The organism is Nitratireductor sp. WH36-1 (assembly GCF_058725515.1).
In genome coordinates, this window is the sequence record NZ_CM178970.1 from 79,486 (window position 1) to 105,724 (window position 26,239).

The following is a 26,239-nucleotide window of genomic DNA, read 5'->3' on the forward strand; positions in this document are numbered from 1 at the left end:
TTTCGACGGACCGCATGAATGCCTGCTTCACTTGCTGGCCGTCTGGCCCTGCCTGTCGTTTATTGCCTTGCGCAGAAAGCCGCCAGCCTGCTCGAGCGCCGCGCGCGCCTCCTCCACATCCATGTCCGTCAATGCGATGAAGATCGCGAGTTTCACATCATTGCCACTCTGGCCCAGCAGCGTCTCGGCCTCGTCCGCCGAGCAGCCCGTTGCCTCCATGACAATGCGCGATGCACGCGCCAGAAGCTTCTGGTTGCTGATGTTAACGTCCACCATCAGGTTCTGGTAGATCTTGCCGATGCGGATCATGCTCGCCGTGGAGAGCATGTTGAGTATGAGCTTCTGCGCCGTACCCGATTTCATCCGCGTCGAGCCGGTCAGGATTTCCGGCCCCACCACGGGCGCGATGGCGATATCGGCAATCGCGCCGATGGCCGAATCCGGGTTGCACGAAAGCGAAACGGTTTTCGCACCGGTCTCGCGGGCGTATTTCAGGCCGCCGATCACATAGGGCGTGCGGCCGCTCACCGCGATGCCCACCACGACATCCCTGTCGGTGAGCGCCAGATCGACAAGCGCCTGCCGACCCTGTTCCGGGTCGTCTTCCGCGCCTTCAACGGCGTGCCTCAGCGCATGGTCGCCGCCGGCGATCACCCCGGTCACCATGTCTTCTGGCACGCTGAAGGTGGGCGGGCATTCCGAAGCGTCGAGCACGCCGAGCCGGCCGCTCGTGCCAGCGCCCATATAGATGAGCCGGCCACCGTTCTGAAACGCCTCGACGATCCGGTCGACGGCTTCCGCGATCTCCGGGATCACCTTTTCGACCGCCAGCGGCACGTCCTTGTCTGCCGTATTGATGAGTTTGAGGATTTCGGTCGTCGGCTGCAGATCGATCTGCATCGTGTCGGGGTTGCGTCCTTCCGAAACGAGCTTTTCCAGCTCCGACATAAGCGTCTGCGCGTTCATAACGTCTCCCGAAATCGCCTTCCGGCGCGCGGTCTCACCGCTTTCGCCGGTCTACTCGCCTTTCAGAAGTGTTAAGATTGAAAATTCCAAGAGTCAATTACAGTCAGGAATAATCTATTCCTGACTGGATGCGCAGAAACCCCGACCGGACCGGCTCTCCCATGAGAGCTGGTCCGCCGGTTCAGGTACAAAATGACCGTCTGGAAACAGGATGGCGGGGTGCCGGCGCTACCCCCCGGAAGGAGGAGGCCGGCGTCCGATTCAGCCTTCGCGCAGCGCCGTGATGCGTTTCACCATGCCTGCGGTTGCGGCATCGCGATCGGCAGCGTCCGCCTTGCCCTCGACCACGGGCAGGAGTTCCGTGGCAAGCTCCTTGCCCAGCTCCACGCCCCATTGGTCGAAAGCGTTGATGCCGAAGAGCTGCGCCTCGACGAAAACCCGGTGCTCATAGAGCGCGATCAGGCGGCCAAGCGCATAGGGATCAAGCTTGCGGTAGAGAACCGTCAGCGACGGCCGGTTGCCGGTGAAGACCCGATGCGGCGCGATCCGCCTGATCTCGTCTTCGGGGAACCCCTTGTCCAGAAGCTGCGCTTCGGCCTCGGCCAGCGTGCGCCCCTTCATCAGGGCTTCAGCCTGCGCAAGACAATTGGCCACCAGCAAATCGTGATGGTGCTGCAGGCCAGCCTCATGGCCTTTCGCCGCCAGCATGAACTCCACCGGAATAATGTCGGTGCCCTGGTGCAGAAGCTGGAAGAAAGCGTGCTGGCCATTGGTGCCCGGCTCGCCCCACACCAGCGGCCCGGTGGGCGTGATGACCGGCGAACCGTCGAGCCGCACGCCCTTGCCGTTCGATTCCATATCGAGCTGCTGGAGATAGGCCGGCAGCCGCTCAAGGCGCTGGTCATAGGGAATGATCGCGCGGGCCGGATAATCGCACACGACCCGGTGCCAGTAGCCGACGAGACCAAGAATAGCCGGCAAATTTTCTCTGAGCGGTGCGGATTTGAAATGCCGGTCCATGGCTTCCGCACCGGCGAGCAGACGGCGGAAATCATCAGCACCAAGCGCGATCATGATCGGCAGGCCAATGGCCGACCACAGCGAATACCGCCCGCCGACCCAGTCCCAGAATCCGAACACGCGCGCCGGATCGATGCCGAACTCCGCCACCTTGTCGAGCGCGGTGGAAACGGCGGCGAAATGATCGCCCGTCGCCGACTGCCCGAGCTTTGCGGCGACCCATTTCTGCGCCGTGCGGGCATTGGTCATCGTCTCGATGGTCGTGAAGGTCTTCGAGGCGATGATGAAGAGCGTGGTCTCCGGATCGAGCCCCGACAGCGTGTCGGCAATATGCGCGCCATCCACGTTGGAGACATAATGAAGGCGCGGCCCGTCATGATAGGGCGAGAGCGCCCGCGTCACCATGACGGGGCCAAGGTCCGAGCCGCCAATGCCGATGTTCACCACATCGGTGAAGGCCTTGCCGGTCGCGCCATGGATCGCGCCCGAACGCACGCCGTCGGCAAAAGCGTCCATCGCCTCCAGCACGGCGCGCACATCCGGCATCACGTCATCGCCGTCATTGTAGACAGCACCGCCGGAGAGCGCGCGCAGAGCCGTATGCAGCACGGCGCGGTCCTCGGTGACGTTAATGTGTTTGCCGGCAAACATATCGTCCCGCGCCTGCTCCAGCCCGGCAGCCTCGGCAAGCTTGAGGAGCAGCCCCACCGTTTCCTCGTCCACTGCGGCGCGCGAATAATCCAGCGTCAGATCGTCGAGAGCGAGCGAGAAGCGGGCAAAACGATTCGGGTCGGAATCAAAGGCGGCGCGCATATCCATGGGCGCGGTTTTCCCGCGATGCTCCTGAAGCGCAGCCAGCGCGGTTTCGAATGCCGTGTCCAAGGGGGCCCTCCTGCAAAAAGAAACGCGCCTCTTTTATCAGACAAAATGAGGCGGCACAGGGGGTTGCTGGCATCCATCAATTTCTTTGTTGGAACAATCAATTGTACCAGGGTTGACATGCATTGCCCCAAGGTTACGCTCCGCCCCGGAGAGGAAAACCATATGTCAGCCAGAAACGACACCGCCCTCTGGACCGGTCTGTTCAAGATTTCCCCCGAATCGGGACAGACGCTCCAGGCACAGATCCGCCAGGCCATCGTGTCGGCAATTCTCGATCGCCAGATCGCCCCTTCCATGCCGCTTCCATCCTGCCGCATTCTCGCGGAAAAGCTGGGTGTTGCGCGTGGTACGGTGGTGCTGGCCTTCCAGCAGCTCGTCGATCAGGGCTTCCTGATCGCGCGCGAGCGCCGCGGCCACTTTGTCAATCCGGAAGTGCTGGCCGCGCCCCCGCGCCCGCCGCGCAAACAGGGTGGCAAGGATGGCGTGAACTGGGGCGAGCGGTTCCAGATTCTGGCCAGCGAAATGCCCGAACCGCGCAAGAACGAAGACTGGATGAAGGCCTCTTATCCTTTCGTCTATGGGCAGTTCGATCCGGGGCTTTTCCCGACCGCCGAATGGCGCGAATGCAACCGCATGGCGCTTGCCGTTCTGGAGATTCGCAACTGGGCGGCCGATATGGTCGACCGTGACGACCCGTTGTTGATCGAGCAGATCCAGGCGCGGCTCCTTCCGCGTCGCGGCATCTTCGCCAATCCCGACGAAATCCTGATCACGCTCGGATCGCAACACGCGCTTTACATGCTCGCCACGCTGCTCATGAGTCGTGGCAAGAAGGTGGCTGTCGAGAACCCCGGCTATCCCGACGCGCGTTCCATCTTCCAGCTCGCCGGCGCACAGATCGCACCGGTTCCCGTCGACCGGCAGGGCATCGACGTGGCGCAGATCCCGGAAGATGCAGACTTCGTTTTCGCCACGCCGAGCCATCATTGCCCGACGATGGTGCCGCTCAGCCAGGCGCGCCGCGAGGCGCTTCTGGAAGGGGCGGAGCGCAATGACTGGATCGTCATCGAGGATGATTATGACAGCCAGCTCGCCGACGAGCGCCCGCAGGCAGCCCTCAAGGGGCTCGACCGCACGGGCCGCGTTGTGCATCTGGGCTCCATGTCCAAGACGCTCGCACCGGGCCTGCGCATGGGCTACATCGTTGCCCCGGCTGACCTGATCGCAGAACTGCGCGCCTTACGCCGCTTCATGCTGCGCCATCCGCCGGCCAACAACCAGCGGGCCGTGGCGCTGTTCCTGTCGCTTGGCCATCACGACACGCTGGTGCGCCGTATCTCTGCGGCTTTCGAGGAGCGGCGTGAAAAGCTTTATCAGGCTGTCGGCGACATCCTGCCGGACTGGAACGCAGCCGACATTCGCGGCGGCACCTCGCTCTGGCTCGAAGGCCCGCCCGGACTGGACACCGTGGCCCTTGCCAAATCGGCGGCCCGGCGCAGCGTTCTGATCGAGCCCGGTGCGCGCTTCTTCATCGACCGCCCGCGCGCGACGCAGTTCATGCGGCTTGGCATTTCGTCCATCGCGGCCCAGCAGATCGAGCCCGGCATCCGCGAACTCGCAGCAGCCGCTTCCGCAGAGCATCGACGCGCCGCTGCATAACCGCAGACAAAGGCCCCTCCCGGTTTCCGGGACGGGCCAGCCCGTTAAATGCCGGCCAGCGCCATTCCCGCCAGCGCGCACAGCACCACCACCACCCATGGCGGGGTCTTCCACACCGTCAGAAGCAGAAAGCCGACCGCCGCCAGCGCAAAGTCTGCCGGTGCAAGGATCGCCGTGGTCCAGAGCGGATCGTAGAGAGCCGCCGCCAATATGCCGACCACCGCCGCATTCGTGCCCATCATCGCCGCGCGCGCCGCATCGAACTGGCGGAAACGGTCCCAGAAGGGCGCAACGCCCATCAAAAGCAGGAAGCCCGGCAGGAAGATCGCGACAAGCGCGATTGCAGCGCCGGCCACGCCCGTGGGCGGCATGTCCAGAACCGCGCCCAGATAGGCAGCGAATGTGAAGAGCGGTCCCGGCACGGCCTGCGCCGCGCCATAGCCGGCAAGAAACGCATCCTGCGGGACCCAGCCGGGCTCGACGACGCCCGCCTCAAGAAGCGGCAGCACCACATGCCCGCCGCCAAACACCAGCGCGCCCGCACGATAGAAGGTGTCGAACACGGCAAGCCCCTGCGTCATCTGCCCTGCCAGCGGCAGACCGAACAGCAGAAACGCGAAAAGGGAAAGGCAGATGATCCCGGCGCGCTTCGACAGCCCGAAGGCCACCGTCTGCCCAGCCTCACCAACCTTATCCCGGCACAGCCACCAGCCAAGCAGCGCGCCAGACAGAATGGCCGCAATCTGCGCGAAGGCGCTGGCCGCGAACGTCACCAGAACAAGCGCTGCAAGCGCGATGCCTGCGCGCTCGCGGTCCGGGCAGAGCGACCGCGCCATGCCCCACACCGCCTGCGCCACCACGGCCACCGCCACGATCTTCAGCCCGTGCAGCAGCCCCGCGCCGAGCGGATTGTCGAGCGCCCCCGCAAAAAGCGCGAACGCAAAGAGAAGCAGGGCCGAAGGCAGGGTGAAGGCCGCCCACGCGGCTGCCGCCCCCATGGGGCCTGCCCGCAGGAAACCCAGCGCAAAGCCCACCTGGCTGCTCGCCGGGCCGGGCAGGAACTGGCACAGCGCAACGAGGTCCGCATAGGCCTTTTCGTCCAGCCATTTGCGCCGCACCACCAGCGCGTCGCGGAAATAGCCGAGATGCGCGATGGGGCCACCGAACGAGGTCACACCGAGCTTGAGAAAGACGCGGAAAACCTCTCCCGCCGTTCCCTTTGCCTCTGCCCCTGTTCCGCCCCGCACGTCGCTGTCGCTCATTGTTCCACCTGATGTCTCGGCCGATTCGATGTCGCATAATCGCGGCACATGTCACCTGCAAGACAAGACTGGTCACCCGCAAGACAACACTGCCGACGCCCGCGCGGATGGACAAGACGCAAGCAGTGGGTTAGCCAGATTGAGACATGATTTCAGGAGGGACGCGCCATGGCCATGGTCATCGAAGGTGAAGAACGCATCGAAGCGCCGGTGGAAACGGTCTGGCAGGCGCTGAACGACCCGGATGTGCTGAAAGACTGCATTCCCGGCTGTCAGGAACTGGAAAAGACGTCGGACACCGAGTTCGAGGCAATCGTCGCCCTGAAGATCGGCCCGATCAAGGCCAAGTTCAGCGGCGCGGTTGAGCTCACCAATCTCAACCCGCCGCACTCCTACACGATCAGCGGCGAGGGCAAGGGCGGCGTGGCCGGTTTCGCCAAGGGCGGCGCCGATGTGTCGCTCAAGGAAGACGGCCCGGACGCCACCATCCTGACCTACAGCGCCAAGGCCGATGTCGGCGGCAAGATGGCCCAGCTCGGCAGCCGCCTCATCCAGTCGACCTCCAAGAAGCTGGCCGGCCAGTTCTTCTCCGACTTCAACACCCGCGTCACCGGCGGCGACACGGAAGAAGCCGAAGCGCCCTCAGCCTGAGGACGCTTTTTCGTTCTGGAGATTTCCTGATCGAGCAGGTCATCGTTTCAGTGAAACGCTGCCCGCTCTTTCTCTTTTGCACCTGAATACGCAAGGGCGCATGAATAAATGTCAGGCACGGGCAACTGACTGCAAGATGCCCTAGCCCTTGAACACCGGCTTGCGCTTTTCGAGGAACGCCGCGACGCCTTCGCGGTAATCGTCCGAGCGGCCGGCCTCGCGCTGCAGCTCGCGCTCCAGCTCCAGCTGCGCGTCGAGAGAGCTTCCCGGCGCGGCGTGGATCGCCTTCTTGATCAGGCCATAGGCCTGCGTCGGACCGTGCGCCAGCTTGGTCACCAGCGCTTCGGCCTCTTCCATCAGGGCTTCGTCTTCCACGGCACGCCAGATCAGGCCCCAGTTCGCAGCATCTTCCGCCGAGAGCGGCTCGCCCGTCAGCGCCAGCGCCTTGGCGCGCGGCTCGCCCAGAATGCGCGTCAGGAACCATGTGCCGCCGGAGTCCGGCACCAGCGCGATCTTGGCGAATGCCTGGATAAACTTCGCCGATTTCGCCGCCAGCACGATGTCGCATGCCAGCGCGATGTTCGCGCCGGCGCCGGCCGCAACGCCGTTCACCGCACAGACGATGGGCTTGTTCATGCCGCGCAGCTTGCGCACCAGCGGATTATAGAAATTTTCGATCGTATAGCCGAGGTCCGGCTTGCTTTCCATCTTGGCCGGATCGCGATCGCCCAGATCCTGCCCGGCGCAGAAGCCGCGCCCCGCGCCCGTCAGAAGCACCGCACGGCAGCCCTCATCCGCAGAACAGGCTTCCAGCGCGTCCCGCAGCGCCACATGCTGCGCTTCGTTGAAAGCGTTGAGCTTTTCCGGCCGGTTCAGCGTGATCCGGTGCCAGCCATCAAGGCGCTCATGGAGAATGGTTTCGTTGTTTTCGACGCTCATGCTTCAACCTCCAGAGCAAATGGCACGCGATTGGCAGAGCGTCCCGCGCACGCCCGAACGGGCGTGCGGTGCTCCCTGATGGCGGTTACGTTACACAGGCGACCGCTTTGTTCAATCGCCCGTAACGCATTATTCCCCTAACGCATTAATCGAAGACGATGGCCGGGGCCTCGTCCGCCGCGCTCTGCATGGCCGCTGCCAGCTGCGTCTGCACCTTAGCGGCGATGTCCCTGTAGACCTTCGCCTGCGCGCCCTCCGGGTTCGACGCCACAACGGGCGTTCCCGCATCCGAGGTTTCGCGCACATCCATCGTCAGCGGCACTTCGCCAAGGAACGGAACGCCAAGCCGCTCCGCCTCGTTTTTCGCGCCACCATGACCGAAGATGTCGTAGCGTGCGCCCGTATCGGGGGCGAGGAAGTAGCTCATGTTCTCGACGATGCCGAGCAGCGGCACATCCACCTTGCGGAACATGTTCAGCCCCTTGCGCGCGTCGATCAGCGCCAGGTCCTGCGGCGTCGAGACGATTACCGCGCCGGCCAGCGGCACCTGCTGCGCCATGGTCAGCTGTGCGTCGCCCGTGCCGGGCGGCATGTCGACCACAAGCACGTCCAGTTCGCCCCAGGCGACATCGCGCAACATCTGCCGCAGCGCCGAAACGACCATCGGACCGCGCCAGATCATCGGCGTGTCTTCCTCGACAAGGAACCCCATGGACATGACCTTCACGCCGAACGCCTCCATCGGCTTCAGCGTCTTGCCATCGGCGGTTTCCGGCTTTCCCGTGAGGCCGAGCAGACGCGGCATGGAAGGCCCGTAAATATCCGCATCGAGAATGCCGACCCTGAGCCCGAGCGTCTTCAGCCCCAGCGCCAGGTTGACGGCGGTGGTGGATTTGCCGACGCCGCCCTTGCCGCTGGCCACGGCGACGATGGCCTTGATGCCCGGCACATCCTGCTTGGCCGGCTGCTGACCGGCTTGTGCGGCGGGGCCACCCGGCATCGGACGCTGGGGTGCCGGTTTCGGACGCGGCGGTGGTGTGGCGCCCATGCCGCCGCCCTGCTTCTCGGCTGTCAGCGCCACCACGGCGCCCTTGACGCCCGGCAGCGACTTCACGGCGTTCTCCGCCGCCTGCCGCAGAGGCTCCAGTTCCTGGGCGCGGCTCGATGGCACGGTGATCGAGAAGAACACCTTGCCGTCGGCGATGAAAATCTCCGAGACGAGCCCGAGCGAAACAATGTCGCCCTCCAGATTCGGCCCTTTCACGGACTTTAAGCGGTCGATGACGGTCTGTCTGTCGAGAGTCATGTGCACGTGCCTTTGCTTTTTCTCCCAGATAAAGCAGATGGGTTCGATGGCCAAGAGAGGCAAATCGACCGACCCCGTAATGCAGCATTGCCAAACCGCCCCGTCACGCCCTGCAAGATGGGCGCTCTGCAAGATGGATTGCCCGCAGCGCGGCTGCGCTGTAGCGTCGGCGCATGATCGACAAGCTGGAATTCTTCATCGCGCTCGCCAGGGAGCAGCATTTCGGGCGGGCGGCAACGGAGCTCGGCGTCACGCAGCCAACGCTCTCAGCCGCCATCAAGCAGCTGGAAGACCAGCTCGGCGTCATGCTGGTTCAGCGCGGATCACGCTTTCAGGGCCTCACGCCCGAAGGCCAGCGCGTGCTGGAATGGGCGCGTCGCATCGTTGGCGACACGCGCACCATGCGCGCCGAGATGAAGGCTGCGCGGCGCGGTCTTGCCGGCCATGTGCGCATCGCGGCGATCCCCACCGCGCTCGCCATGCTGCCCGAACTCACCACGCCCTTTCGCGACAAACACCCCGAGGTGACCTTCTCGATCATCTCGCGCACCTCGCTGGAAGTTCTCTCGCTTCTGGAGAATTTCGAGATCGACATCGGCATCACCTATCTCGACAATGAGCCGCTCGGCCACGTCGCTGCCGTACCGCTCTACTCCGAGCGCTACCAGCTCATCACCGCCGCAAAGAGCCGGATGTCCGACCGCGAGAGCGTGACCTGGAAAGAGGTGGCCGACCTGCCGCTTTGCCTTTTGACGCCGGACATGCAGAACCGCCGGATCATCAACAAACACCTGGAAGAAGTGGGGGCGACGGCCCACCCCACGCTCGAATCGAACTCGATGATCGTGCTGTTCTCCCACATCCGCACCGGGAGATGGGCCTCGATCATGCCGCTCAACCTGGCCGAAGTTCTCGGCTTCTCCGAGCCGATCCGCGCCATTCCCATCGTCGAGCCCGACGCCAGCCACCTGGTCGGTCTGGTCGCCGTCAAGCGTGAACCGCACACGCCGCTCGTCTCCGCCCTGCTCTATGAAGCGGGCCTTCTGGCCGAGCGATACGGCGAGCATCGATAGAAATTTTCTATCGTCTGACGGATATGCTATATTGATCCTTCACACGGGATTTGTTTCTCCTCCAGAACGAGCATCGTTAGGGAGGGCGCTGCGAGATGCAGCAAGCACGTACCGAAATCACTTCCGCCGTCGAGGTCATTATCGACCGCTGGAAGAACGAAGAGGGCCCGTTACTCCCCATTCTCAATGGGATTCAGCGGGAACTCGGCCATGTGCCGCGTGAAAGCCTGCCCATCATCGCCGAGGCCCTCAACCTGACACGCGCCGAAGTTTATGGCGTCGTATCGTTTTATCACGACTACCGCGAGAAGCCGGCAGGCCGTCACGTGCTGAAACTGTGCCGGGCCGAAGCCTGCCAGTCGATGGGCGGCGATGCGGTGGCCGAGAAGCTGCAGAAGCTGCTCGGCATCAAGTTTCATGAGACCTCCGCCGATGGCGCGGTGACGCTGGAGCCTGTCTATTGCCTCGGTCTGTGCGCCTGTGCGCCCTCCGCCATGCTCGACGGCGAGGTGATTGGCCGGCTGGATGAGGCGCGGGCCGAGGAAATCGCAGCAGAGGTGCGAGCATGACCATCAACATCTACATTCCGCGCGATGCCGGTGCGCTGGCGCTGGGCGCCGAAAAAGTCGCTGCCGCCGCGCGCGAGGAAATCGGGAAACGCGGCCTCGACGCGAAGATCGTTCGCAATGGCTCGCGCGGCATGTTCTGGCTTGAGCCCATGGTCGAGGTGGAAACCGCCGAGGGCCGCGTGGCCTATGGGCCGGTGAAGCCCGGCGATGTGGCGGGCCTGTTCGACGCAGGCCTGATCGAAGGCGGCGCGCACGACCTCTCCCTCGGCAAGCCCGAGGAAATCCCCTTCCTTGCAAAGCAGACCCGGCTGACCTTCGCCCGTTGCGGCATCATCGATCCGGTCTCGCTTGAGGACTACGAGAAGCATGGCGGCCTCCGTGGCCTGCGCAACGCGCTTGAAAAGACGCCGCTCGGCATCGTCGAGGAAGTCACCGAATCCGGTCTTCGCGGCCGTGGCGGAGCGGGCTTCCCGACCGGCATCAAGTGGAAGACGGTGCACGACACCGACGGCCCGCAGAAATACATCGTCTGCAACGCCGACGAAGGCGATTCGGGCACCTTCTCCGATCGCATGATCATGGAAGGCGATCCCTTCGTGCTCATCGAGGGCATGACGATTGCCGGCATCGCGACGGGCGCCACCAGGGGCTATGTCTATCTGCGTTCGGAATATCCCAATGTTCACCGCATCCTGAACGAGGCCATCGACGCCGCCCGCGCCGCCGGCATGCTCGGCAAGAACGTGCTCGGCTCGAAATACGCCTTCGACATGGAAGTGCGCGTGGGTGCCGGCGCTTATGTCTGCGGTGAGGAAACGGCGCTGCTCGACAGTCTGGAAGGCAAGCGCGGCCAGGTCCGCGCCAAGCCGCCGCTGCCGGCGCATGAAGGCCTGTTCGGCAAGCCGACCGTCATCAACAATGTGATCTCGCTCGCCTCCGTGCCGATCATTCTCGACAAGGGCGGGGCCTATTACCGCGATTTCGGCATGGGCCGTTCGCGTGGCACCATTCCGATCCAGATCACCGGCAATGTGAAGCATGGCGGATTGTTCGAGGCAGCCTTCGGCATGACGCTCGGCGAGCTGGTGGACGATATCGGCGGCGGCACCGCCACGGGCCGTCCCGTGCGCGCCGTGCAGGTGGGCGGTCCGCTCGGCGCTTACTGGCCGCGCGACCTGTTCGACACGCCCTTCGACTACGAGGCGTTCGCCGCCAAGGATGGCCTCATCGGCCATGCCGGCATCGTGGTCTTCGACGATACGGTCGATCTCCTGAAGCAGGCGCGCTTCGCCATGGAGTTCTGCGCCGTGGAAAGCTGCGGCAAGTGCACACCCTGCCGCATCGGCTCGACGCGCGGTGTCGAAGTGCTCGACCGGCTGAAGCAGGGCATCGCGCCCGAAGAGCAGATCGAGACCGTGACCGATCTCTGCAACACGATGAAGTTCGGATCGCTGTGCGCACTGGGTGGCTTCACGCCTTACCCTGTCATGAGCGCACTGACCCATTTCCCGGAAGATTTCCGCCCCGCGCCCGTGCGCGAAGCAGCGGAATAGGAGGAAACCCATGTGCGGAACTCAAGAACGTGGAACCGACAAGCGTTTCGTAGAAGAAATCGACTACGGCACACCCGCTGTACGCTCTGAAAAGACGGTAACGCTGACCATCGACGGCCAGTCTGTCACCGTTCCGGAAGGCACCTCGATCATGCGCGCCGCGCGCGAGGCCGGCATCGCCGTGCCCAAGCTGTGCGCCAACGACATGGTCAAGAGCTTCGGCTCCTGCCGTCTCTGCCTCGTCGAGATCGAGGGCAAGGGCGGCACGCCGGCATCGTGCACCACCCCGGCCATGGACGGCATTGCCGTCAACACGCAGACCGACCGCCTCAACACCATCCGCCGCGGCGTGATGGAACTCTACATGTCCGACCATCCGGAAGACTGCCCGGCCTGCGCCATGGGCAATTGCGAGATGGCCAACATGGCCGAGAGCGTCGGCCTGAAGCAGAACCGCTATGGCGATGAAGGGGCAAATCACCTCGAACCCTCGCCGATCGGCGAGCATGGGGTGAACTTCAAGGAACTGGACGTTTCCAACCCCTATTTCGCTTACGATCCGTCCAAGTGCATCGTCTGCTCGCTGTGCGTTCGCGCCTGTGAGGAGCAGCAGGGCACCTTCGCCCTGACAGTGGAAGGCCGTGGCTTCGAAAGCCGCATCACCGCCGGCATGGACGAGCCCTTCCTGCAGTCGGAATGCGTTTCCTGTGGCGCCTGCGTGCAGGCCTGCCCCACCGGCGCGCTTCAGGAAAAGTCCATCATCGAGATGGGCATGCCCGATCATTCCGCCGTCACCACCTGCGCCTATTGCGGCGTTGGCTGCTCGTTCAAGGCAGAGATGAAGGGCGAGGAAGTCGTCCGCATGGTGCCCTACAAGGATGGCAAGGCCAATCGCGGCCACTCCTGCGTGAAGGGCCGCTTCGCCTATGGCTACGCCACCCACAAGGACCGCATCCTCAACCCGATGATCCGCGAAAAGATCACCGACCCGTGGCGCGAAGTGTCCTGGGAAGAGGTCTACGCCCATATCGGCAGCGAGATCGGCCGCATCCAGGAAAAATACGGCAGGGCTGCCGTCGGCGGCATCACCTCGTCGCGCTGCACCAATGAAGAGACCTATCTCGTTCAGAAACTGGTGCGTCAGGGCTTTGGCAACAACAATGTCGACACCTGCGCCCGCGTCTGCCACTCGCCCACCGGCTATGGTCTGAAAACCACCTTCGGCACCTCTGCCGGCACGCAGGATTTCGATTCGGTCGAGCATTCCGACGTGGTTCTGGTCATCGGCGCAAACCCGACCGACGGTCACCCCGTGTTCGGCTCGCGCCTGAAGAAGCGCCTGCGCGAAGGCGCGAAGCTGATCGTCATCGACCCGCGCCGCATCGAGCTGGTGCGCACGCCCCATGTGGAGGCGAGCTACCATCTGCCGCTGAAGCCCGGCACCAACGTTGCCGTGCTGACCGCGCTTGCCCATGTGATCGTCTCCGAAGGCCTCTTCAACGAAGCGTTCATCCGCGAGCGCTGCGACTGGGACGAGTTCCAGGACTGGGCGAGCTTCGTTCTCCAGCCGGAAAACAGCCCGGAAGCCATCGAAAAGATGTCCGGCGTTTCGGCGGAGCTGATCCGCGGTGCGGCGCGTCTTTACGCCACCGGCGGCAATGGCGCGATCTATTACGGCCTCGGCGTCACCGAGCACAGCCAGGGCTCCACCACCGTCATGGCCATCGCCAACCTCGCCATGGCCACCGGCAATATCGGCCGGCCGGGCGTGGGCGTGAACCCGCTGCGCGGTCAGAACAACGTGCAGGGCTCCTGCGACATGGGCTCGTTCCCTCACGAGATGCCGGGCTACCGCCACATCTCCGAGGATGCGACCCGCGCGATCTATGAGAGCCTGTGGGGCGTGAAGCTCGACAATGAGCCGGGCCTGCGCATTCCCAACATGCTCGACGCCGCCGTCGAAGGCACCTTCAAGGCGCTTTACGTGCAGGGCGAAGACATTCTCCAGTCCGATCCCAACACGCATCATGTGGCGGCCGGTCTGGAAGCGATGGAATGCGTCATCGTTCACGATCTCTTCCTGAACGAGACCGCCAACTACGCCCACATATTCCTGCCGGGTTCGACCTTCCTTGAGAAGGACGGCACCTTCACCAATGCCGAGCGCCGCATCAACCGCGTCCGCAAGGTGATGGAACCCAAGAACGGCTATGCCGACTGGGAGGTCACGCAGGACATGGCCCGTGCGCTGGGTCAGGACTGGAACTACACGCATCCTTCCGAGATCATGGCCGAAATCGCGGCCACCACGCCAAGCTTCGCAGGCGTGACCTATGAGCTTCTGGAAAAGGAAGGCTCGGTCCAGTGGCCGTGCAACGAGAAGGCCCCCACCGGCACGCCCGTCATGCATATCGACGGCTTCGTGCGCGGCAAGGGCAAGTTCGTGCGCACCGCCTATGTGGCCACCGACGAGAAGGTCGGTCCGCGCTTCCCGCTGCTGCTCACCACCGGCCGCATCCTCTCGCAATACAATGTCGGCGCACAGACGCGCCGCACGGAGAATGTGGTCTGGCATGAGGAGGATCTGCTTGAGATCCATCCCTTCGACGCCGAGACCCGTGGCGTTCGCGAGGGCGACTGGGTGAAGCTCAAGAGCCGCTCCGGCGAGACCAGCCTGCGCGCCACCATCACCGAGCGCGTTGCGCCGGGCGTCGTCTACACCACCTTCCACCACCCGGCCACGCAGGCCAATGTGGTGACGACCGAGTATTCCGACTGGGCCACCAACTGCCCCGAATACAAGGTCACGGCGGTGCAGGTTGCCCCGTCCAACGGTCCGTCCGAGTGGCAGGAAGACTACGAGGAGCACGCGCGCCAGAGCCGTCGCATCGTGCATGTGGAGGCGGCGGAATAACCCCGCCGGTTCCAGCATGAGCAGCGGTGTTCCAGCCACAGCCCGCGTTACCAGAACGGCCCGCCGAACCGGCGGGACGAAGGTCAGCGCGCGCACGGTGCCCGAGGAAACGCCGGTGGCGCTTTCCTATGGTGGCACAACCCATGCCGTGATGATGGCGACGCCGGCGGACCTCGAAGACTTCGCCCTGGGCTTCAGCGTCACGGAAGGCATCATCGCCAGCGCCGACGAGATCGACACGATCACGGTTCAGGAGCTGGGTGCGGGCATCGACCTGCAGATCCGCCTGCGCGACACCGCCAACAGACGCTTCGAGGCGCGGCGCAGGCGTCTTGCCGGCCCGGTCGGCTGCGGCCTGTGCGGCATTGAAAGCATCGAGGAAGCGATGCGCAGCGTGCCGGAGGTTTCCGCATCGCCGCGCTTCACCGCCGCCGATCTCACCGGGGCGGTCAGCGAGCTTCACAAGTTTCAGGAGCTGCATCACGCCACCGGCGCGGTGCATGCCGCCGGCTTCTATGTCGCCGGCAAGGGCATCGTGGCCGTTCGCGAGGATGTGGGCCGGCACAATGCGCTCGACAAGCTGGCGGGCGCACTGGTGAAGGCGGGCATCGATGGCGCTTCCGGCGCGGTCGTCGTTACCTCTCGCGTGTCCGTCGAGATGGTGCAGAAAACGGCGGCCATCGGCGCGCCGCTCATCGCCGCCGTCTCCGCGCCGACAGCACTTGCCATCCGCACGGCGGAAACCGCCGGCATGACCCTCGTCGCCCTCGTGCGGGGCGAGGAGTTCGACATTTTCACCCATCCGGAACGCGTGACGATTGGAGCGACCAGACATGTCGCATGACGATAAGTTCAAATCCGGCGACGAGCGCCTGGTCTACATGGCCAACCAGATCGCCACCTTCTTCACTTCCCAGCCAAAGGAAGAGCAGGTCGCGGGCGTGGCCGACCACATCAACAAGTTCTGGGAGCCGCGCATGCGCACGCACCTGTTCCAGATCATCGAGCAGGGCGGAATGGGCCTGTCGCCCATGGTCATGGAAGCCTCCGGGCAGATCAACCGTCCGAAGGCGGCCTGAGTCATCAATGGAGCATCGGATCAATCCGAAAACCGGGTTCCACTTTTCGGTCCGATGCTCAAAACGACTTCCTTAAATTGATCGAGACATCCGTCACCGCGCTCTCCGGCGCGGTGATGAAGAGATCCGCATTGGCGTTGAGGCTCAAATCGAAATTCCGCGCTGTGCGATGCGTATAGGAAAAACCGAAGCGCGCGGGCAGATCGCCGCTCGCCAGGTTCACATCCACGGTTTCATATGTGATCAGCCCCTCTTTTGTGCGCGCCACCGGCACGCGCAGCGTGGTGTGGCCCGCCAGCGGGTTGGGTTTCATGCCCGCATAGAACCTTGCGCGGTCCCCCGCCTGCAAAAGCCCGGTCTTGTCCAGCATCAGGCCGCCACTCGCATAGGTGAGTGCGCCGTAATCGATCAGCGCCTCCTCTCCTTCCTGCGCATGAGCCAGACCCACCTCGCCATAACCCGAGAAGGACCAGCCCCCGCCGAGCCGAGCCGTCAGCGTTGCGCCGGCGGAGAACCGGCCGCTGCTTTCAGCAAGGGCGAACGGGCTTGACGTCGACATGCCAAAAAGCCGGCCGCGCCCGTGCCCGCCCGAAAGCGTGACCTCGCTCGTTATGCTCCCGCGTCTTGTCAAACGCGACAGCGCGAACTGAACCGCCGCGCTTTCATTCCGCTCCACCATACCGCCTGCAAATTGCAGGTAGTCCCCCGCCCCCAGCGGCATCAGGCGGGAGAGAACCAGCCCGTCCTGTGTCTCGGTGAAGCCGTGTGAAAAGAACAGTTTGGCCGATGCGGTGCTGTGCAGGCTCTGCCACTCGGATGAGGGCAGGTTTGCAAAGGCAAAGGCGAAATCCAGCTTTTCCTGCTGCGCGGCGAGCCTCTGCGCCACACCGATGCCCGATGGCGCATGCATCCTGTTTGCTGGCGCGAGCACCCTGCCATCGAGATAAAAATCTCCGCCCAGCGCATCAAGCGCCATGATCCGTCTGCCCGAAAGCGCCTTGGAAACCGCGTTGCCGACAATCGGTGGCGCGCTTGTGGCGGCTGCTGAAAGCGGCGTCTGCGGCCCCTCGCCCACCCTTGCGCCCGAGGCGATTGAGAGCCCCCCCACCGGCGAAAGCGCCGCCTTCATGTCCGGCACGCCATGGCCGTAAAGATGCGAATAGGCGCGGCGGACACCCGGCGCAAAATTCTGATGCCCGGCGATCGAATTCTGAAAACCGTCCCAGTCGCGCTGCGCCGTGGCGAGCAGGCGCGTGGTCCACTCCCCCGGCGAAAGGGTCGGAAACGCCTGCGCGAGAAGCGCTATCTCTCCCGCCACCTGTGGGGCGGCGTAAGATGTTCCCGTGCCAAGCTGGTAACTCCGGTCATCGACATCTGTCGCGACACGCAGCGTCCCGTCGGCAATGACGCAATAGCGCGCCGCCATACCACATGGCGCTGAAAGGAGATCTGCGTCGAGAATGTCTCCCGTCCTCCCGTCGACGGAGAAGAGCGCATTGCCCACGGCGATCCACGCCTCGGCGAGTTCGGGAACGAACTCGGGCAGGGCAGCCCAGGCTGTTGCATCATGCAGAGTCCGGTCGTTGGAGTTCGTGAAAACCAGAACACCGCCTCTCTGGAACGCATTATATGCTGCAAACAGCGTACGCCATGTCTGAGGGTCGTCGCCCTGCCGGTCAGCAAGATGTCGCGCATAATCCGTGGTTCCCGAGGCCCCGAAATCCCGCGCCTCCGCATCGGCCTGCTTCTCCGTTTGCCAACCCCAGGAATTGTTTTGCGCCACAGCCCCGTGCCTGGCTGCATCGCGAATTGCGGCCACCATATGGGCCATGGCGTCATCGTCCGACACGTCTTCCCAGGAAGAGAGATGAAGACGTGCATCGGGCGCCACCCCCATCGCGCCGACACCATCGGCGGCCCCTGCTGCAATTGCGGCGACCGCCGTGCCATGGCTGTCACGCCCTATCGTGCGGCCCGGCGCGGTGTAGCGGATGATATCCTTGCCCGCGAGTTCTCGATGCGACAGGCGATATCCATTGTCGAAGATCGCAATCGTCTGGCCATGGCCCGTCAGGGGCCTGCCGCTCCAGTCGGTGGCCGTATGGGCGAAATGGATGTTCTGCAAGGCATAGGCGGACGTGCCCGTACAATCGGGATTGGCAGACTTCGAACACAATTGCGGCTGGCCGAACTGGCTGCGAATATGGTTCTCCTCACCTTCGCCAGGGTCGGAACGTCTGAACTCCAGCGTCTCCCGGTATTGCGCTGCCGCCACCGGATCGAGAACGGGGTAATCGCCCGTATAGACCGGCGGCTCGGGTGGCTCGGGTGGCGCGGGCTGTTGAACACTGCTCGTCTTTTCCCCGTCTCCACCACCGCAGGCGGTGAGAAAAAGGCTAATCCAGACTGTCAGAAAGAAGTGACAGTAGCGACCCATGAAATGACGCTCCCTTGTCGAGACCGAATGGCATCAACACGGATACATCCTTATGCGCAAAGCAAGATGAACTTATGCAGGGTCAGGACCCATTAATATGGCCGCTCATCATGCCGTCAGGCGCATTGTCCCGACGGCGCGAACAGGCAACAGAAAACCGGCCGCAACCTCCGGCGCGGCTTACTTCACCACGGCCCAGTGGATCGGGAACATCGGATCGAAAACAGTGATCGTCCCGTCCGAACTGTAGACCGAGTGCGGGAACTCCACCGGTTCGTCGCGACGCTCGAGCGTGATCGTGTCTTCATTGGCCGGCAGACCGTAATAGGCCGGTCCGTTGAGCGAGGCGAAGGCCTCCAGCCGGTCCAGCGCCCCCTCTTCCTCAAACACATGCGCCAGGCACGACATGGTGTTGATGGAGGTGTAGATGCCAGCGCAGCCGCAGGCCGATTCCTTGGCAGGATCCAGATGCGGAGCCGAGTCCGTGCCGAGGAAGAAGCGGCTGTCGCCCGACGTCGCCGCCTTGCGCAGCGCCAGCCGGTGCTCTTCGCGCTTGGCGACGGGCAGGCAGTAGTAATGCGGGCGAATGCCGCCGGCCAGAATGGCGTTGCGGTTGATGATCAGGTGATGGGTGGTCAGCGATGCCGCGAGGTTCTTCTCCGCATCCTGCACATAGTCGACGCCATTCTTCGTCGTCACATGCTCCATGATGACCTTGAGCTCGGGCAGACGCTCGCGCAGCGGCTGCAGCACGGTTTCGATGAACACGGCCTCACGGTCGAAAATGTCGATGGAAGCATCCGTCACCTCGCCATGCACGCAAAGCGGAAGACCGATTTCAGCCATGCGCTCCAGCACCGGCTGCACCTTCAGAAGATCGCGCACACCGCTCTGCGAATTGGTGGTCGCGCCCGCCGGATAAAGCTTCACCGCCGTAATGTGTCCGTCGCGATAGCCCGCAGCCACATCCTCGGCACCCGTCTGCTCGGTCAGATAGAGTGTCATCAGCGGCGTGAAATCATGGCCTTCCGGCTTGGCCGCCATGATCCGCTCCCGATAGGCGAGCGCGTCTTTCACCGTCACCACCGGCGGCACCAGATTGGGCATGATGATCGCGCGGGCAAAGTCGTCGGAGGAATGCGGCAGCACCGCCTCCAGAACCGCGCCATCGCGCAGATGCAGATGCCAGTCGTCGGGGCGGCGGATGGTGAGAGATTTCACGGAACGGATACTCCTGACAGCAAACGGGGCGCGCATGGAACCTGCGCGCCCCTTTTCAATCGCTCATGCCGCACCGGATTTCAAGGGCGGGCGCAGCGCCGCCAGTCGATGAAGGCGGCGCGGCAAAGCCTCACGCCACCTGATAGTCGGGCGCAGACCGCAGATAGCGCGCATAGGCATCGGCATCGGGCGGCGAGAGGTTCTCGGCCAACGGGTTCCGCCGCTTCTCCCGCGCGCCCATATCGTCGATCAGCTCATCGAAATGCTTGAAGTGATAGGGCGCGACGCAAAGGCCACCATAGATCTTGGCCGCCGGGCGTTCATTGCGTCGCCAGTTCAGCATCATGTCCATATTGGCCCGCATCTCGTCCGGCGTCGGCTGCTTCGCCAGCTGGCCGTCCGCGTAACGCACCAGCCATTCGGAGGCGAGGTCGGCGCACAGCACCGTGCAGAAGGACGAGTTGAAACCGACAAAGCCCAGATCTGGAATGTCCGGATTGGCGATCAGGCGATAAAGCCGGTACTGGCCGTCCGGCTCCACCAGCTTTTCGCGATACTCGGCCGGCAAATAGGGCACGCCCAGTTTCCAGCCCACTGCGAGAATGGCCATGTCGGCCTTGATCCGCTCGCCGCCCGTGAGCCGGATCGCGCCGGGCTCATAGCTTTGAAACGTGCCCTGCACCGCCTTGATGCGCCCGTCCGCCACCATCTCGAAAAAGCCGGGCGTGGCGATGGGCACCGAGCAGTTGACCCCGCCCTCAATCGGCTCTTTCGGCTTCAGCCCGGTCTTGTTCAGCTTGAGCTGCACGGTCAAAAGCGCCTCGAGCGCGCGCCAGTGCGCCCAGACGAATGGACGGGCAACTGCATGGTTGAAACGCGCGAGACCGCTGAGGCTCCAGCCGGGAAACATCTTTTCCTGCGCGCGGATATAGAGGATGCGTTTGAAGTTGATCAGCCCGCCAACGAAGTAGGGAATGCGCCAGACCGATTCCAGATAGACGATGGTGACCGAGGCAGCGCCCGATCTGACCGCACTGACGGCAATGTCCGTGGCGGATTTCGAAAAACCCAGAACGGTGACATTCTTGCCCTTCACCATGGCGGGGTCGGTGTATTCTGAGGAATGGATGACCGTTCCGCCCGCTTCCTCGAATTGCTCCTGCCCCGGATGGGTGAGGATGTTCTTCTCGCTGAACTGCCCGGTGCAGATGGCGACGAAATCAAAGCTCTCGCTCACCTTCCCGCCATCGGCGGTTTCCAGATCGAGTTCCCAGCCGGGCATGCCGTCTGCCCGCCGGCGCATCGAGGAAACGGCGGTGTTGAAGCGGATGAGCGGGCGCAGGCCGTGGTCGTTCGCGTAATCCGAGAGGTAGGAAAACACCTGCGGCCCCTTGGGCCATTCGGGAAAATCCTTCGGCATCGCCTTGTCGGTGTAGCGATACAGATCCTTGGGGCTTTGCGTCTGCACATCCGGGTAGGAGCGTGACGGTTCCCACACCCCGCCCAGTTCGTGACTGCGCTCCAGAACCGTGACCGCGTGGCCGCGTTTCTTGAAGGAGCGGGCTGCGGCGAGGCCGCTGACGCCTGCGCCGATCACGCAGACTTTCTTTCGTGTTGTCATGGCGTTGTTCCTCCCGTCCGGCAAATTCGGGACGAGCATCTCCCCGCGCCGCGTTCCCGCACGTCGCCGAAGATCCGATTGCCGGTTCGATTGTTATCGGGTCTGTGGGCCGGCCCAACCCTGAGCCGGCCAAATGCCTGGAATGAAACGCTCTAGTCGTTTGCTTCCGGCGGCAGGAAGTCCACTTCGTGAAGCGCTGAGACCTTCACCACTTCCTCCGGGTCGGTCATGTTGTGCAGCTTCTCGAACAGGGCTTCGAGTTTGCGCGCCGGCGACACCCAGAAGAGCGCGCGGGCCGGCTTGTCGGACTTGTTGAAATAGCCATGCGGAACGCCGCGCGGCATGCGCACCAGGTCGCCGGCCTTCGCCTTCATCCACTTGCCGTCAAGCTTCAGGTCCAGCTCGCCCTCCTGCACCAAAATGAACTCTTCCTGGGTGGGGTGAACGTGAACGGGCACGAACTGGCCCGGGTCGCTGTTGGTTTCGAATGCGAAGGTGGAATCGCAGGTGGCCTTGGGGAAATAGACCTGGCCCAGAATGTTCCATTCCGTGCCGGCATAGCCCTCGCCATTCGCGGTGACGCCCTTTTCGAGTTCCTTTTCCATGATGTTCCTCCCTTGATCACAGAGGCTCATGGTGCGCCGAGGGAGGGCGAAAGAATATCCGGAAACCGCAGCGAATATCCGAAAAACGAAAAAAAATGACCGCATTTTTCCCGAAAACGAGACGGTTCTTGGCGAAACCGCAGCGCCTGCTAAACTCCGGGAATGGTGATCGCCCGGGAGGAGTGGGGCGGCCACCCGTTGTCCAGCCACGTCCTGTTTCAATCGGACGATTTGGACTGCGCGCGGGAGAAGGTCGCCCGGAAATTCTGCAACCATCGGCTTGAAGTGGTCGGTGGCGGGCAGTTTCGCGCCGCGCATCACCACCAGCCCGGACGCCTCATCTCACTCAACTACATCAGCTATGGCGCCGATGTGCTGATCGATCCCGGCGCGCTGGAAACCTTCTATCTCATTCAGCTTCCGATCTCCGGCTGCGCCACGATCAAGCACAACCGGCGGGAGTTTCTGACCGATGGCGAAACCGCCTCGCTGCTCAACGCCGACCGCGAAACCACCATGCGCTGGTGGGCGGGGTGCGAGCAGGTTCTGGTGCAGATCCACAAGGCCTCGTTCATGGATTTCGCCGAGCAGCTGTGCGAGCGCAGCCTGCCGGGGCCACTCGTGTTTGACCCGGTGATCGACTTCACCCGGCCCGAGCTTTCCGCCTGGCGCTATCTGGTCAACGCCATGTTTCGCGCCGCCGATGCGCGCGAGCAAAAGGCCTTCAGCCTGTGCGCCGCCTTCAACGAGCAGCGCATTCTCGAAGCGCTTCTCAGGCTCCAGCCCAACAATCTCTCGCCCTTTTTCGACAGGCCGCAGGAGGCAGCGCCCCGCCAGGTGAAACGCGCGGACGACTTCATCCGGGCCAATGCCCACCGCCCGGTCACGCTGACCGAGATTGCCGCCGCCTCCGGCGTTGGAGCGCGGGCGCTGCAGCTTGCCTACAAGCGCGCGCACGGCATGTCGCCCATGCATGCGCTGACGCATGAACGGCTGTGCCGTGTGCGGTTCGATCTGGAGAATGCGCAGGGCGACGTGTCGGTAACGGAAACGGCCCTGCACTGGGGCTTCACCCATCTCGGACGCTTTGCCGCCGACTACAGAAAAACATTCGGCGAACGCCCCAGCGACACGGCGCGCCGCGCCGCTTACTGACGGCCTGTTTTGCCTACGGCATTTTCAGCGCGGACACCGAAGCCTCACTGTTGTGAACGTAATCGGCCGCGTCCGGCTGCCGCTGCAGGATCAGGATGAACAGGAAATCCATCAGCGTGAGCTGCGCATCGCGCGAAGTGATGGCCGAGGAGCGCACCCGCTCTTCATCGGCCACCGTGTGCAGACGAATGTCGGCGGCGCGCATCAGCGGGTTCTGCTGAAGACCCGTGACGGAAATGACGGTCGCACCACGCGCTTTGGCGAGTTCGGCAATGCGCACGGTCTCGATGCTGGTTCCTGAATAGGAAAGCGCGAACAGCACATCCTCTTCGCGCAGTGTCGAGACATTGGCCATCTGCACATGGCTGTCGCTGTCATGCAGCGCGTTGCGGCCAAGCTTTTGCAGCTTGTAGGAGAAGTCACGCGCCACCAGCGACGAAGCGCCGACGCCGGCAATGTGGATGCGGCGCGCACTGTCGAGCGCATCAAGCGCCCGGACGATCTCCGGCTCGTGATTGGCGGCCAGCGTCTGCTGCATTGACAGAAGCTTGCTGCTGATCAGCTTCTGCGAAATCGTGGCATGGCTGTCGCCCATCTCGATGGTCGAGTGGATCATGCCCGGCGGCACCTGCCATTCCTGCGCCTTGGCCTTGCTGACGGCCAGCTTCAGATCCTGATAGCCGGAAAACCCGAGCTTCTGACTGAATTTCACCACGCTCGACTGGCTGCGGCCCGTCTCTTCGGCAAGGGCTGCCGATGAAAGCCTGAGCACCCGGTCGGGATTGTCGATGATGAACTGCCCGATCTGCCGATCGGCCGGAGCCATCGTCTCAAGCTGCGCGTCGATGATCTTCAGGACGGACATGGCTTCCTTTCGTGGGCGCAGGGCCGGAAATGCGGCCGGGCATGAGACTGGGGCGCGAAACTAGATGAATTTCGCTGCCAGGGGAATCCCGAAGGAATTACGGTATGGAATAATATATTCCCAAGAGGGCTTGATCAAAGGAATTCGCCCGTAGAGACTGGCCCTTCGCCACACGGTGTTACCGGAACAGCAATCATGGACAGACTGAGAATAACAGGCGGAAAGCCTCTTCACGGCACCGTCGCCATTGCCGGGGCAAAAAACGCAGCCCTGCCGCAGATCGCAGCGGCGCTTCTGAGCCCGCACCCGGTTGAGCTTTCAAACCTGCCGCTGGTTTCCGACGTGGAGAACATGCTGTGCGTCGCAGAACTCTACGGCGCGAAGGTGACCCGCAACGCGCATTGCGCCACCATCGACGCCAAAGAGATCGCGGCGCGCGAAGTCTCCTATGAGACCGTGCGCAGGATGCGCGCCACGGTTCTGTTTCTGGGACCGCTTCTGGCGCGCTTCGGCGTGGCGCGGGTTTCGCTGCCGGGTGGCTGCGCCATCGGCGCGCGGCCCGTGGACATGCATCTGAAGGCGCTTGAAATGCTCGGCGCGGAAATCGACATGGAGGGCGGCCTGATCGTCGCCCGCGCGAGTGACGGCCTCAAGGGCACGCGCGTGATCCTGAGCTCGCCCTCGGTGGGCGCGACCGAGACCACCATGATGGCGGCGACCACGGCGCGCGGCGAAACGGAGATCCTGAACGCTGCGCGCGAACCGGAAGTGGCCGACCTCGCCGCCTGCCTGAACGCCATGGGCGCGAAGATCGAGGGAGCGGGAACGCACCGCATCATCATTGAAGGCGACACGGCGTGGCGCGCAGCGGCGCATCACATCATTCCCGACCGCATCGAGGCGGGCACCTATGCGGTGGCTGCGGCCATCACCGGCGGAGCGCTGGAGCTGGTCAATGCACGCATGGAGAACCTCGCTGCCGTAATCCAGGCGCTGGAGGTGATGGGGGTGAATGTGTGGCCGAGCGACCGGGGGCTGGTCGTTTCAAGAAACGCGCCCCTGCGCACGGCGGACCTGACCACCGAACCCTATCCCGGCTTTCCGACCGATCTTCAGGCGCAGTACATGGCGCTTGCCTGCTGCGCGGAAGGCACCTCGCTGTTCCGCGAGACGATCTTTGAAAACCGCTTCATGCATGTGCCGGAACTGACGCGGCTCGGGGCCGACATCGCGCTTCAGGGCACCACCGCCGTGGTGCGCGGCGGGCGACCGCTCAAGGGCGCACAGGTGATGGCGACGGATCTGCGCGCCTCGGTCTGCCTTGTGCTGGCGGCGCTGGCAGCCGAAGGGGAAACCGTCATCAACCGCGTCTACCATATCGACCGGGGCTATGAACAACTCGACCGCAAGCTGGCGCAGTGCGGCGCGGATATCGAACGGTTGCGGGCATGAGTGGATCGCAGGCGCAGGAGCGCTTTTATCTTGGCGTCGATGGCGGCGGCACGGGTTGTCGGGCGCGCATCGAGGATGCACGGGGCGCGGTGCTCGGACAGGGCCTGTCAGGCCCTGCAACCACCCGGCTTGGCGTCAATGAGGCCTGGGCCTCGGTGCGGCGCGCCTTCGAGGCCGCCATCGAGGAAGCGGGTTTTGGCGACGCGCAGACTGCCCGCACATATGCCGGCGTCGGCCTTGCCGGCATGCGCCGCAAGGGCGCGGTTGAAGCCTTTGAGGCGCTGCCGCATCCATTTGCCGGCATCGTTTTCGCCAGCGACAGCGACACGGCCTGTCTGGGTGCGCATTCGGGCCTCGACGGGGCCATTGCGATTGCCGGTACCGGGTCTGTCGGGCTTGGTCTCGTGGAAGGAAGACGGCTGCGCATCGGCGGTTATGGCTTTCCGATTTCCGATGAAGGCAGTGGCGCGGATATGGGTCTCAACGCCGTGCGCGCAGCCCTTCAGGGGCATGACGGGCGCATCCCCAACAGCGCGCTGCTGACGGAACTCATGCGCCGGTTTGACGATGATCCCGCCGAGGTTATCGCGTGGATGGATCGGGCCACCGCCACCGACTACGCCACCTTTGCGCCCATGGTGCTGCGCCACGCAGATCAGGGGGACGCGGCAGCCCGGCGCATCGTGCAGGATGCGGCGGCGCAGATCGACATGCTGGTGCGCACGCTTTTCGATCAGGGCGCACCGCGCGTGACGCTTCTGGGTGGTCTCTCGGGGCCGCTGGAACCCTGGCTCTCGCCCGATGTGCGCCGGCGGCTGAAACCCGCCGATGGCGACGCCGTGGATGGCGCGATCATTCTGGCGCGCCGGGCGGCGGAGGGGCGGGCAGCGCTTTAGGCGCATCACGGTTGGGTTGAACCGTACAACCGCGTTGCATCAACGCGGTGCGTGGTTCGACAGGCTCACCATGAGGGAGGACGCTGGCTGCATGCCTGATCCAGGCACCTTGGA

Annotated in this window: 21 protein-coding genes; 11 read left to right on the forward strand and 10 right to left on the reverse strand. The window is 63.8% G+C overall.

All coding sequences use genetic code 11. The features are described 5' to 3' along the window. Positions 1-27: 27 nt before the first annotated feature. Positions 28-966 carry an N-acetylmuramic acid 6-phosphate etherase gene (murQ, locus tag AC4PTT_RS00365; protein ID WP_113153784.1) on the reverse strand — a complete coding sequence of 313 codons (939 nt, stop codon included), beginning with the start codon at positions 964-966 and terminating at the stop codon, positions 28-30. Between the two features lie 261 nt (positions 967-1,227). Beyond that, positions 1,228-2,805, reverse strand: coding sequence for a glucose-6-phosphate isomerase (pgi, locus tag AC4PTT_RS00370; protein ID WP_492162577.1), 1,578 nt, complete (start codon positions 2,803-2,805; stop codon positions 1,228-1,230). 225 nt (positions 2,806-3,030) lie between these two features. Here pgi and pdxR point away from each other — a divergent pair, with 225 nt between their 5' ends. After that, complete coding sequence (pdxR, locus tag AC4PTT_RS00375) at positions 3,031-4,527, forward strand: MocR-like pyridoxine biosynthesis transcription factor PdxR (RefSeq protein WP_113153782.1); 1,497 nt, start codon at positions 3,031-3,033, stop codon at positions 4,525-4,527. 44 nt (positions 4,528-4,571) lie between these two features. On the opposite strand, the gene chrA is transcribed toward pdxR, so the two are convergent. Then, a complete protein-coding gene (gene chrA, locus AC4PTT_RS00380; RefSeq protein WP_492161907.1) occupies positions 4,572-5,789 on the reverse strand; it encodes a chromate efflux transporter in 1,218 nt (405 codons plus the stop codon). A gap of 168 nt (positions 5,790-5,957) precedes the next feature. On the opposite strand from chrA, the gene AC4PTT_RS00385 reads away from it, so the two are divergent. After that, positions 5,958-6,440: an SRPBCC family protein gene (locus AC4PTT_RS00385; protein ID WP_113153780.1), complete on the forward strand. Its 483-nt coding sequence runs from the start codon at positions 5,958-5,960 to the stop codon at positions 6,438-6,440. A gap of 141 nt (positions 6,441-6,581) precedes the next feature. Here AC4PTT_RS00385 and paaG read toward each other — a convergent pair whose 3' ends face one another. Together paaG and AC4PTT_RS00395 are read right to left on the reverse strand one after the other, a co-directional pair. Next, positions 6,582-7,379, reverse strand: a complete 798-nt coding sequence (paaG, locus tag AC4PTT_RS00390) for a 2-(1,2-epoxy-1,2-dihydrophenyl)acetyl-CoA isomerase PaaG (protein WP_206546572.1) — start codon at positions 7,377-7,379, stop codon at positions 6,582-6,584. 145 nt (positions 7,380-7,524) lie between these two features. Next, on the reverse strand, positions 7,525-8,685 hold the full coding sequence (locus AC4PTT_RS00395) for an Mrp/NBP35 family ATP-binding protein (RefSeq protein WP_206546571.1): 1,161 nt from the start codon (positions 8,683-8,685) through the stop codon (positions 7,525-7,527). 173 nt (positions 8,686-8,858) lie between these two features. Here AC4PTT_RS00395 and AC4PTT_RS00400 point away from each other — a divergent pair, with 173 nt between their 5' ends. From AC4PTT_RS00400 to AC4PTT_RS00425, 6 genes are all read left to right on the forward strand, one after another. Then, positions 8,859-9,758 (forward strand): LysR family transcriptional regulator, encoded by a 900-nt coding sequence (locus tag AC4PTT_RS00400; protein ID WP_492161908.1) that lies wholly within the window; start codon positions 8,859-8,861, stop codon positions 9,756-9,758. A gap of 95 nt (positions 9,759-9,853) precedes the next feature. Further along, positions 9,854-10,327, forward strand: coding sequence for a formate dehydrogenase subunit gamma (locus tag AC4PTT_RS00405; RefSeq protein WP_113153776.1), 474 nt, complete (start codon positions 9,854-9,856; stop codon positions 10,325-10,327). Beyond that, on the forward strand, positions 10,324-11,880 hold the full coding sequence (locus AC4PTT_RS00410) for a formate dehydrogenase beta subunit (RefSeq protein WP_492161909.1): 1,557 nt from the start codon (positions 10,324-10,326) through the stop codon (positions 11,878-11,880). Before AC4PTT_RS00405 ends, AC4PTT_RS00410 begins: the two co-directional genes overlap by 4 nt. Positions 11,881-11,890: 10 nt before the next feature. Continuing rightward, a complete protein-coding gene (gene fdhF / locus AC4PTT_RS00415) occupies positions 11,891-14,794 on the forward strand; it encodes a formate dehydrogenase subunit alpha (protein ID WP_297563751.1) in 2,904 nt (967 codons plus the stop codon). Between the two features lie 16 nt (positions 14,795-14,810). Further along, on the forward strand, positions 14,811-15,638 hold the full coding sequence (gene fdhD / locus AC4PTT_RS00420; protein ID WP_283801163.1) for a formate dehydrogenase accessory sulfurtransferase FdhD: 828 nt from the start codon (positions 14,811-14,813) through the stop codon (positions 15,636-15,638). Next, positions 15,628-15,873 carry a formate dehydrogenase subunit delta gene (locus tag AC4PTT_RS00425; RefSeq protein ID WP_113153772.1) on the forward strand — a complete coding sequence of 82 codons (246 nt, stop codon included), beginning with the start codon at positions 15,628-15,630 and terminating at the stop codon, positions 15,871-15,873. Before fdhD ends, AC4PTT_RS00425 begins: the two co-directional genes overlap by 11 nt. 58 nt (positions 15,874-15,931) lie before the next feature. On the opposite strand, the gene AC4PTT_RS00430 is transcribed toward AC4PTT_RS00425, so the two are convergent. The 4 genes from AC4PTT_RS00430 to AC4PTT_RS00445 all read right to left on the reverse strand — a co-directional run bounded on the left by AC4PTT_RS00430 (position 15,932) and on the right by AC4PTT_RS00445 (position 21,757). Next, on the reverse strand, positions 15,932-18,310 hold the full coding sequence (locus AC4PTT_RS00430) for a S8 family serine peptidase (protein ID WP_492161910.1): 2,379 nt from the start codon (positions 18,308-18,310) through the stop codon (positions 15,932-15,934). Positions 18,311-18,490: 180 nt separating this feature from the next. Further along, complete coding sequence (gene pyrC / locus AC4PTT_RS00435; protein WP_492161911.1) at positions 18,491-19,531, reverse strand: dihydroorotase; 1,041 nt, start codon at positions 19,529-19,531, stop codon at positions 18,491-18,493. A gap of 130 nt (positions 19,532-19,661) precedes the next feature. Next, the gene (locus AC4PTT_RS00440) at positions 19,662-21,152 is read right to left on the reverse strand and encodes a flavin-containing monooxygenase (protein ID WP_492161912.1); all 1,491 of its coding nucleotides are present in this window, start codon (positions 21,150-21,152) and stop codon (positions 19,662-19,664) included. Between the two features lie 152 nt (positions 21,153-21,304). Then, complete coding sequence (locus tag AC4PTT_RS00445) at positions 21,305-21,757, reverse strand: cupin domain-containing protein (RefSeq protein WP_113153768.1); 453 nt, start codon at positions 21,755-21,757, stop codon at positions 21,305-21,307. 198 nt (positions 21,758-21,955) lie between these two features. Between AC4PTT_RS00445 and AC4PTT_RS00450 the strand changes: the two genes are divergently transcribed. Further along, positions 21,956-22,912 carry an AraC family transcriptional regulator gene (locus AC4PTT_RS00450; RefSeq protein ID WP_224873500.1) on the forward strand — a complete coding sequence of 319 codons (957 nt, stop codon included), beginning with the start codon at positions 21,956-21,958 and terminating at the stop codon, positions 22,910-22,912. Between the two features lie 13 nt (positions 22,913-22,925). Here the strand turns inward: AC4PTT_RS00450 and AC4PTT_RS00455 are convergent, their stop codons facing one another. Beyond that, the gene (locus AC4PTT_RS00455; protein WP_206546564.1) at positions 22,926-23,777 is read right to left on the reverse strand and encodes a MurR/RpiR family transcriptional regulator; all 852 of its coding nucleotides are present in this window, start codon (positions 23,775-23,777) and stop codon (positions 22,926-22,928) included. A gap of 195 nt (positions 23,778-23,972) precedes the next feature. Between AC4PTT_RS00455 and murA the strand changes: the two genes are divergently transcribed. After that, positions 23,973-25,229 carry a UDP-N-acetylglucosamine 1-carboxyvinyltransferase gene (murA, locus tag AC4PTT_RS00460; protein ID WP_492161913.1) on the forward strand — a complete coding sequence of 419 codons (1,257 nt, stop codon included), beginning with the start codon at positions 23,973-23,975 and terminating at the stop codon, positions 25,227-25,229. After that, a complete protein-coding gene (locus AC4PTT_RS00465) occupies positions 25,226-26,125 on the forward strand; it encodes a glucosamine kinase nucleotide-binding domain-containing protein (RefSeq protein WP_492161914.1) in 900 nt (299 codons plus the stop codon). Before murA ends, AC4PTT_RS00465 begins: the two co-directional genes overlap by 4 nt. Positions 26,126-26,239: the final 114 nt, after the last annotated feature.

Coding starts and splice junctions, on each gene's coding strand:
- murQ (WP_113153784.1), bottom strand. CDS start 966: ATGAACGCGCAGACGCTTATGTCGGAGCTGGAAAAGCTCGTTTCGGAA.
- pgi (WP_492162577.1), bottom strand. CDS start 2,805: ATGGATATGCGCGCCGCCTTTGATTCCGACCCGAATCGTTTTGCCCGC.
- pdxR (WP_113153782.1), top strand. CDS start 3,031: ATGTCAGCCAGAAACGACACCGCCCTCTGGACCGGTCTGTTCAAGATT.
- chrA (WP_492161907.1), bottom strand. CDS start 5,789: ATGAGCGACAGCGACGTGCGGGGCGGAACAGGGGCAGAGGCAAAGGGA.
- AC4PTT_RS00385 (WP_113153780.1), top strand. CDS start 5,958: ATGGCCATGGTCATCGAAGGTGAAGAACGCATCGAAGCGCCGGTGGAA.
- paaG (WP_206546572.1), bottom strand. CDS start 7,379: ATGAGCGTCGAAAACAACGAAACCATTCTCCATGAGCGCCTTGATGGC.
- AC4PTT_RS00395 (WP_206546571.1), bottom strand. CDS start 8,685: ATGACTCTCGACAGACAGACCGTCATCGACCGCTTAAAGTCCGTGAAA.
- AC4PTT_RS00400 (WP_492161908.1), top strand. CDS start 8,859: ATGATCGACAAGCTGGAATTCTTCATCGCGCTCGCCAGGGAGCAGCAT.
- AC4PTT_RS00405 (WP_113153776.1), top strand. CDS start 9,854: ATGCAGCAAGCACGTACCGAAATCACTTCCGCCGTCGAGGTCATTATC.
- AC4PTT_RS00410 (WP_492161909.1), top strand. CDS start 10,324: ATGACCATCAACATCTACATTCCGCGCGATGCCGGTGCGCTGGCGCTG.
- fdhF (WP_297563751.1), top strand. CDS start 11,891: ATGTGCGGAACTCAAGAACGTGGAACCGACAAGCGTTTCGTAGAAGAA.
- fdhD (WP_283801163.1), top strand. CDS start 14,811: ATGAGCAGCGGTGTTCCAGCCACAGCCCGCGTTACCAGAACGGCCCGC.
- AC4PTT_RS00425 (WP_113153772.1), top strand. CDS start 15,628: ATGTCGCATGACGATAAGTTCAAATCCGGCGACGAGCGCCTGGTCTAC.
- AC4PTT_RS00430 (WP_492161910.1), bottom strand. CDS start 18,310: ATGGGTCGCTACTGTCACTTCTTTCTGACAGTCTGGATTAGCCTTTTT.
- AC4PTT_RS00440 (WP_492161912.1), bottom strand. CDS start 21,152: ATGACAACACGAAAGAAAGTCTGCGTGATCGGCGCAGGCGTCAGCGGC.
- AC4PTT_RS00445 (WP_113153768.1), bottom strand. CDS start 21,757: ATGGAAAAGGAACTCGAAAAGGGCGTCACCGCGAATGGCGAGGGCTAT.
- AC4PTT_RS00455 (WP_206546564.1), bottom strand. CDS start 23,777: ATGTCCGTCCTGAAGATCATCGACGCGCAGCTTGAGACGATGGCTCCG.
- murA (WP_492161913.1), top strand. CDS start 23,973: ATGGACAGACTGAGAATAACAGGCGGAAAGCCTCTTCACGGCACCGTC.
- AC4PTT_RS00465 (WP_492161914.1), top strand. CDS start 25,226: ATGAGTGGATCGCAGGCGCAGGAGCGCTTTTATCTTGGCGTCGATGGC.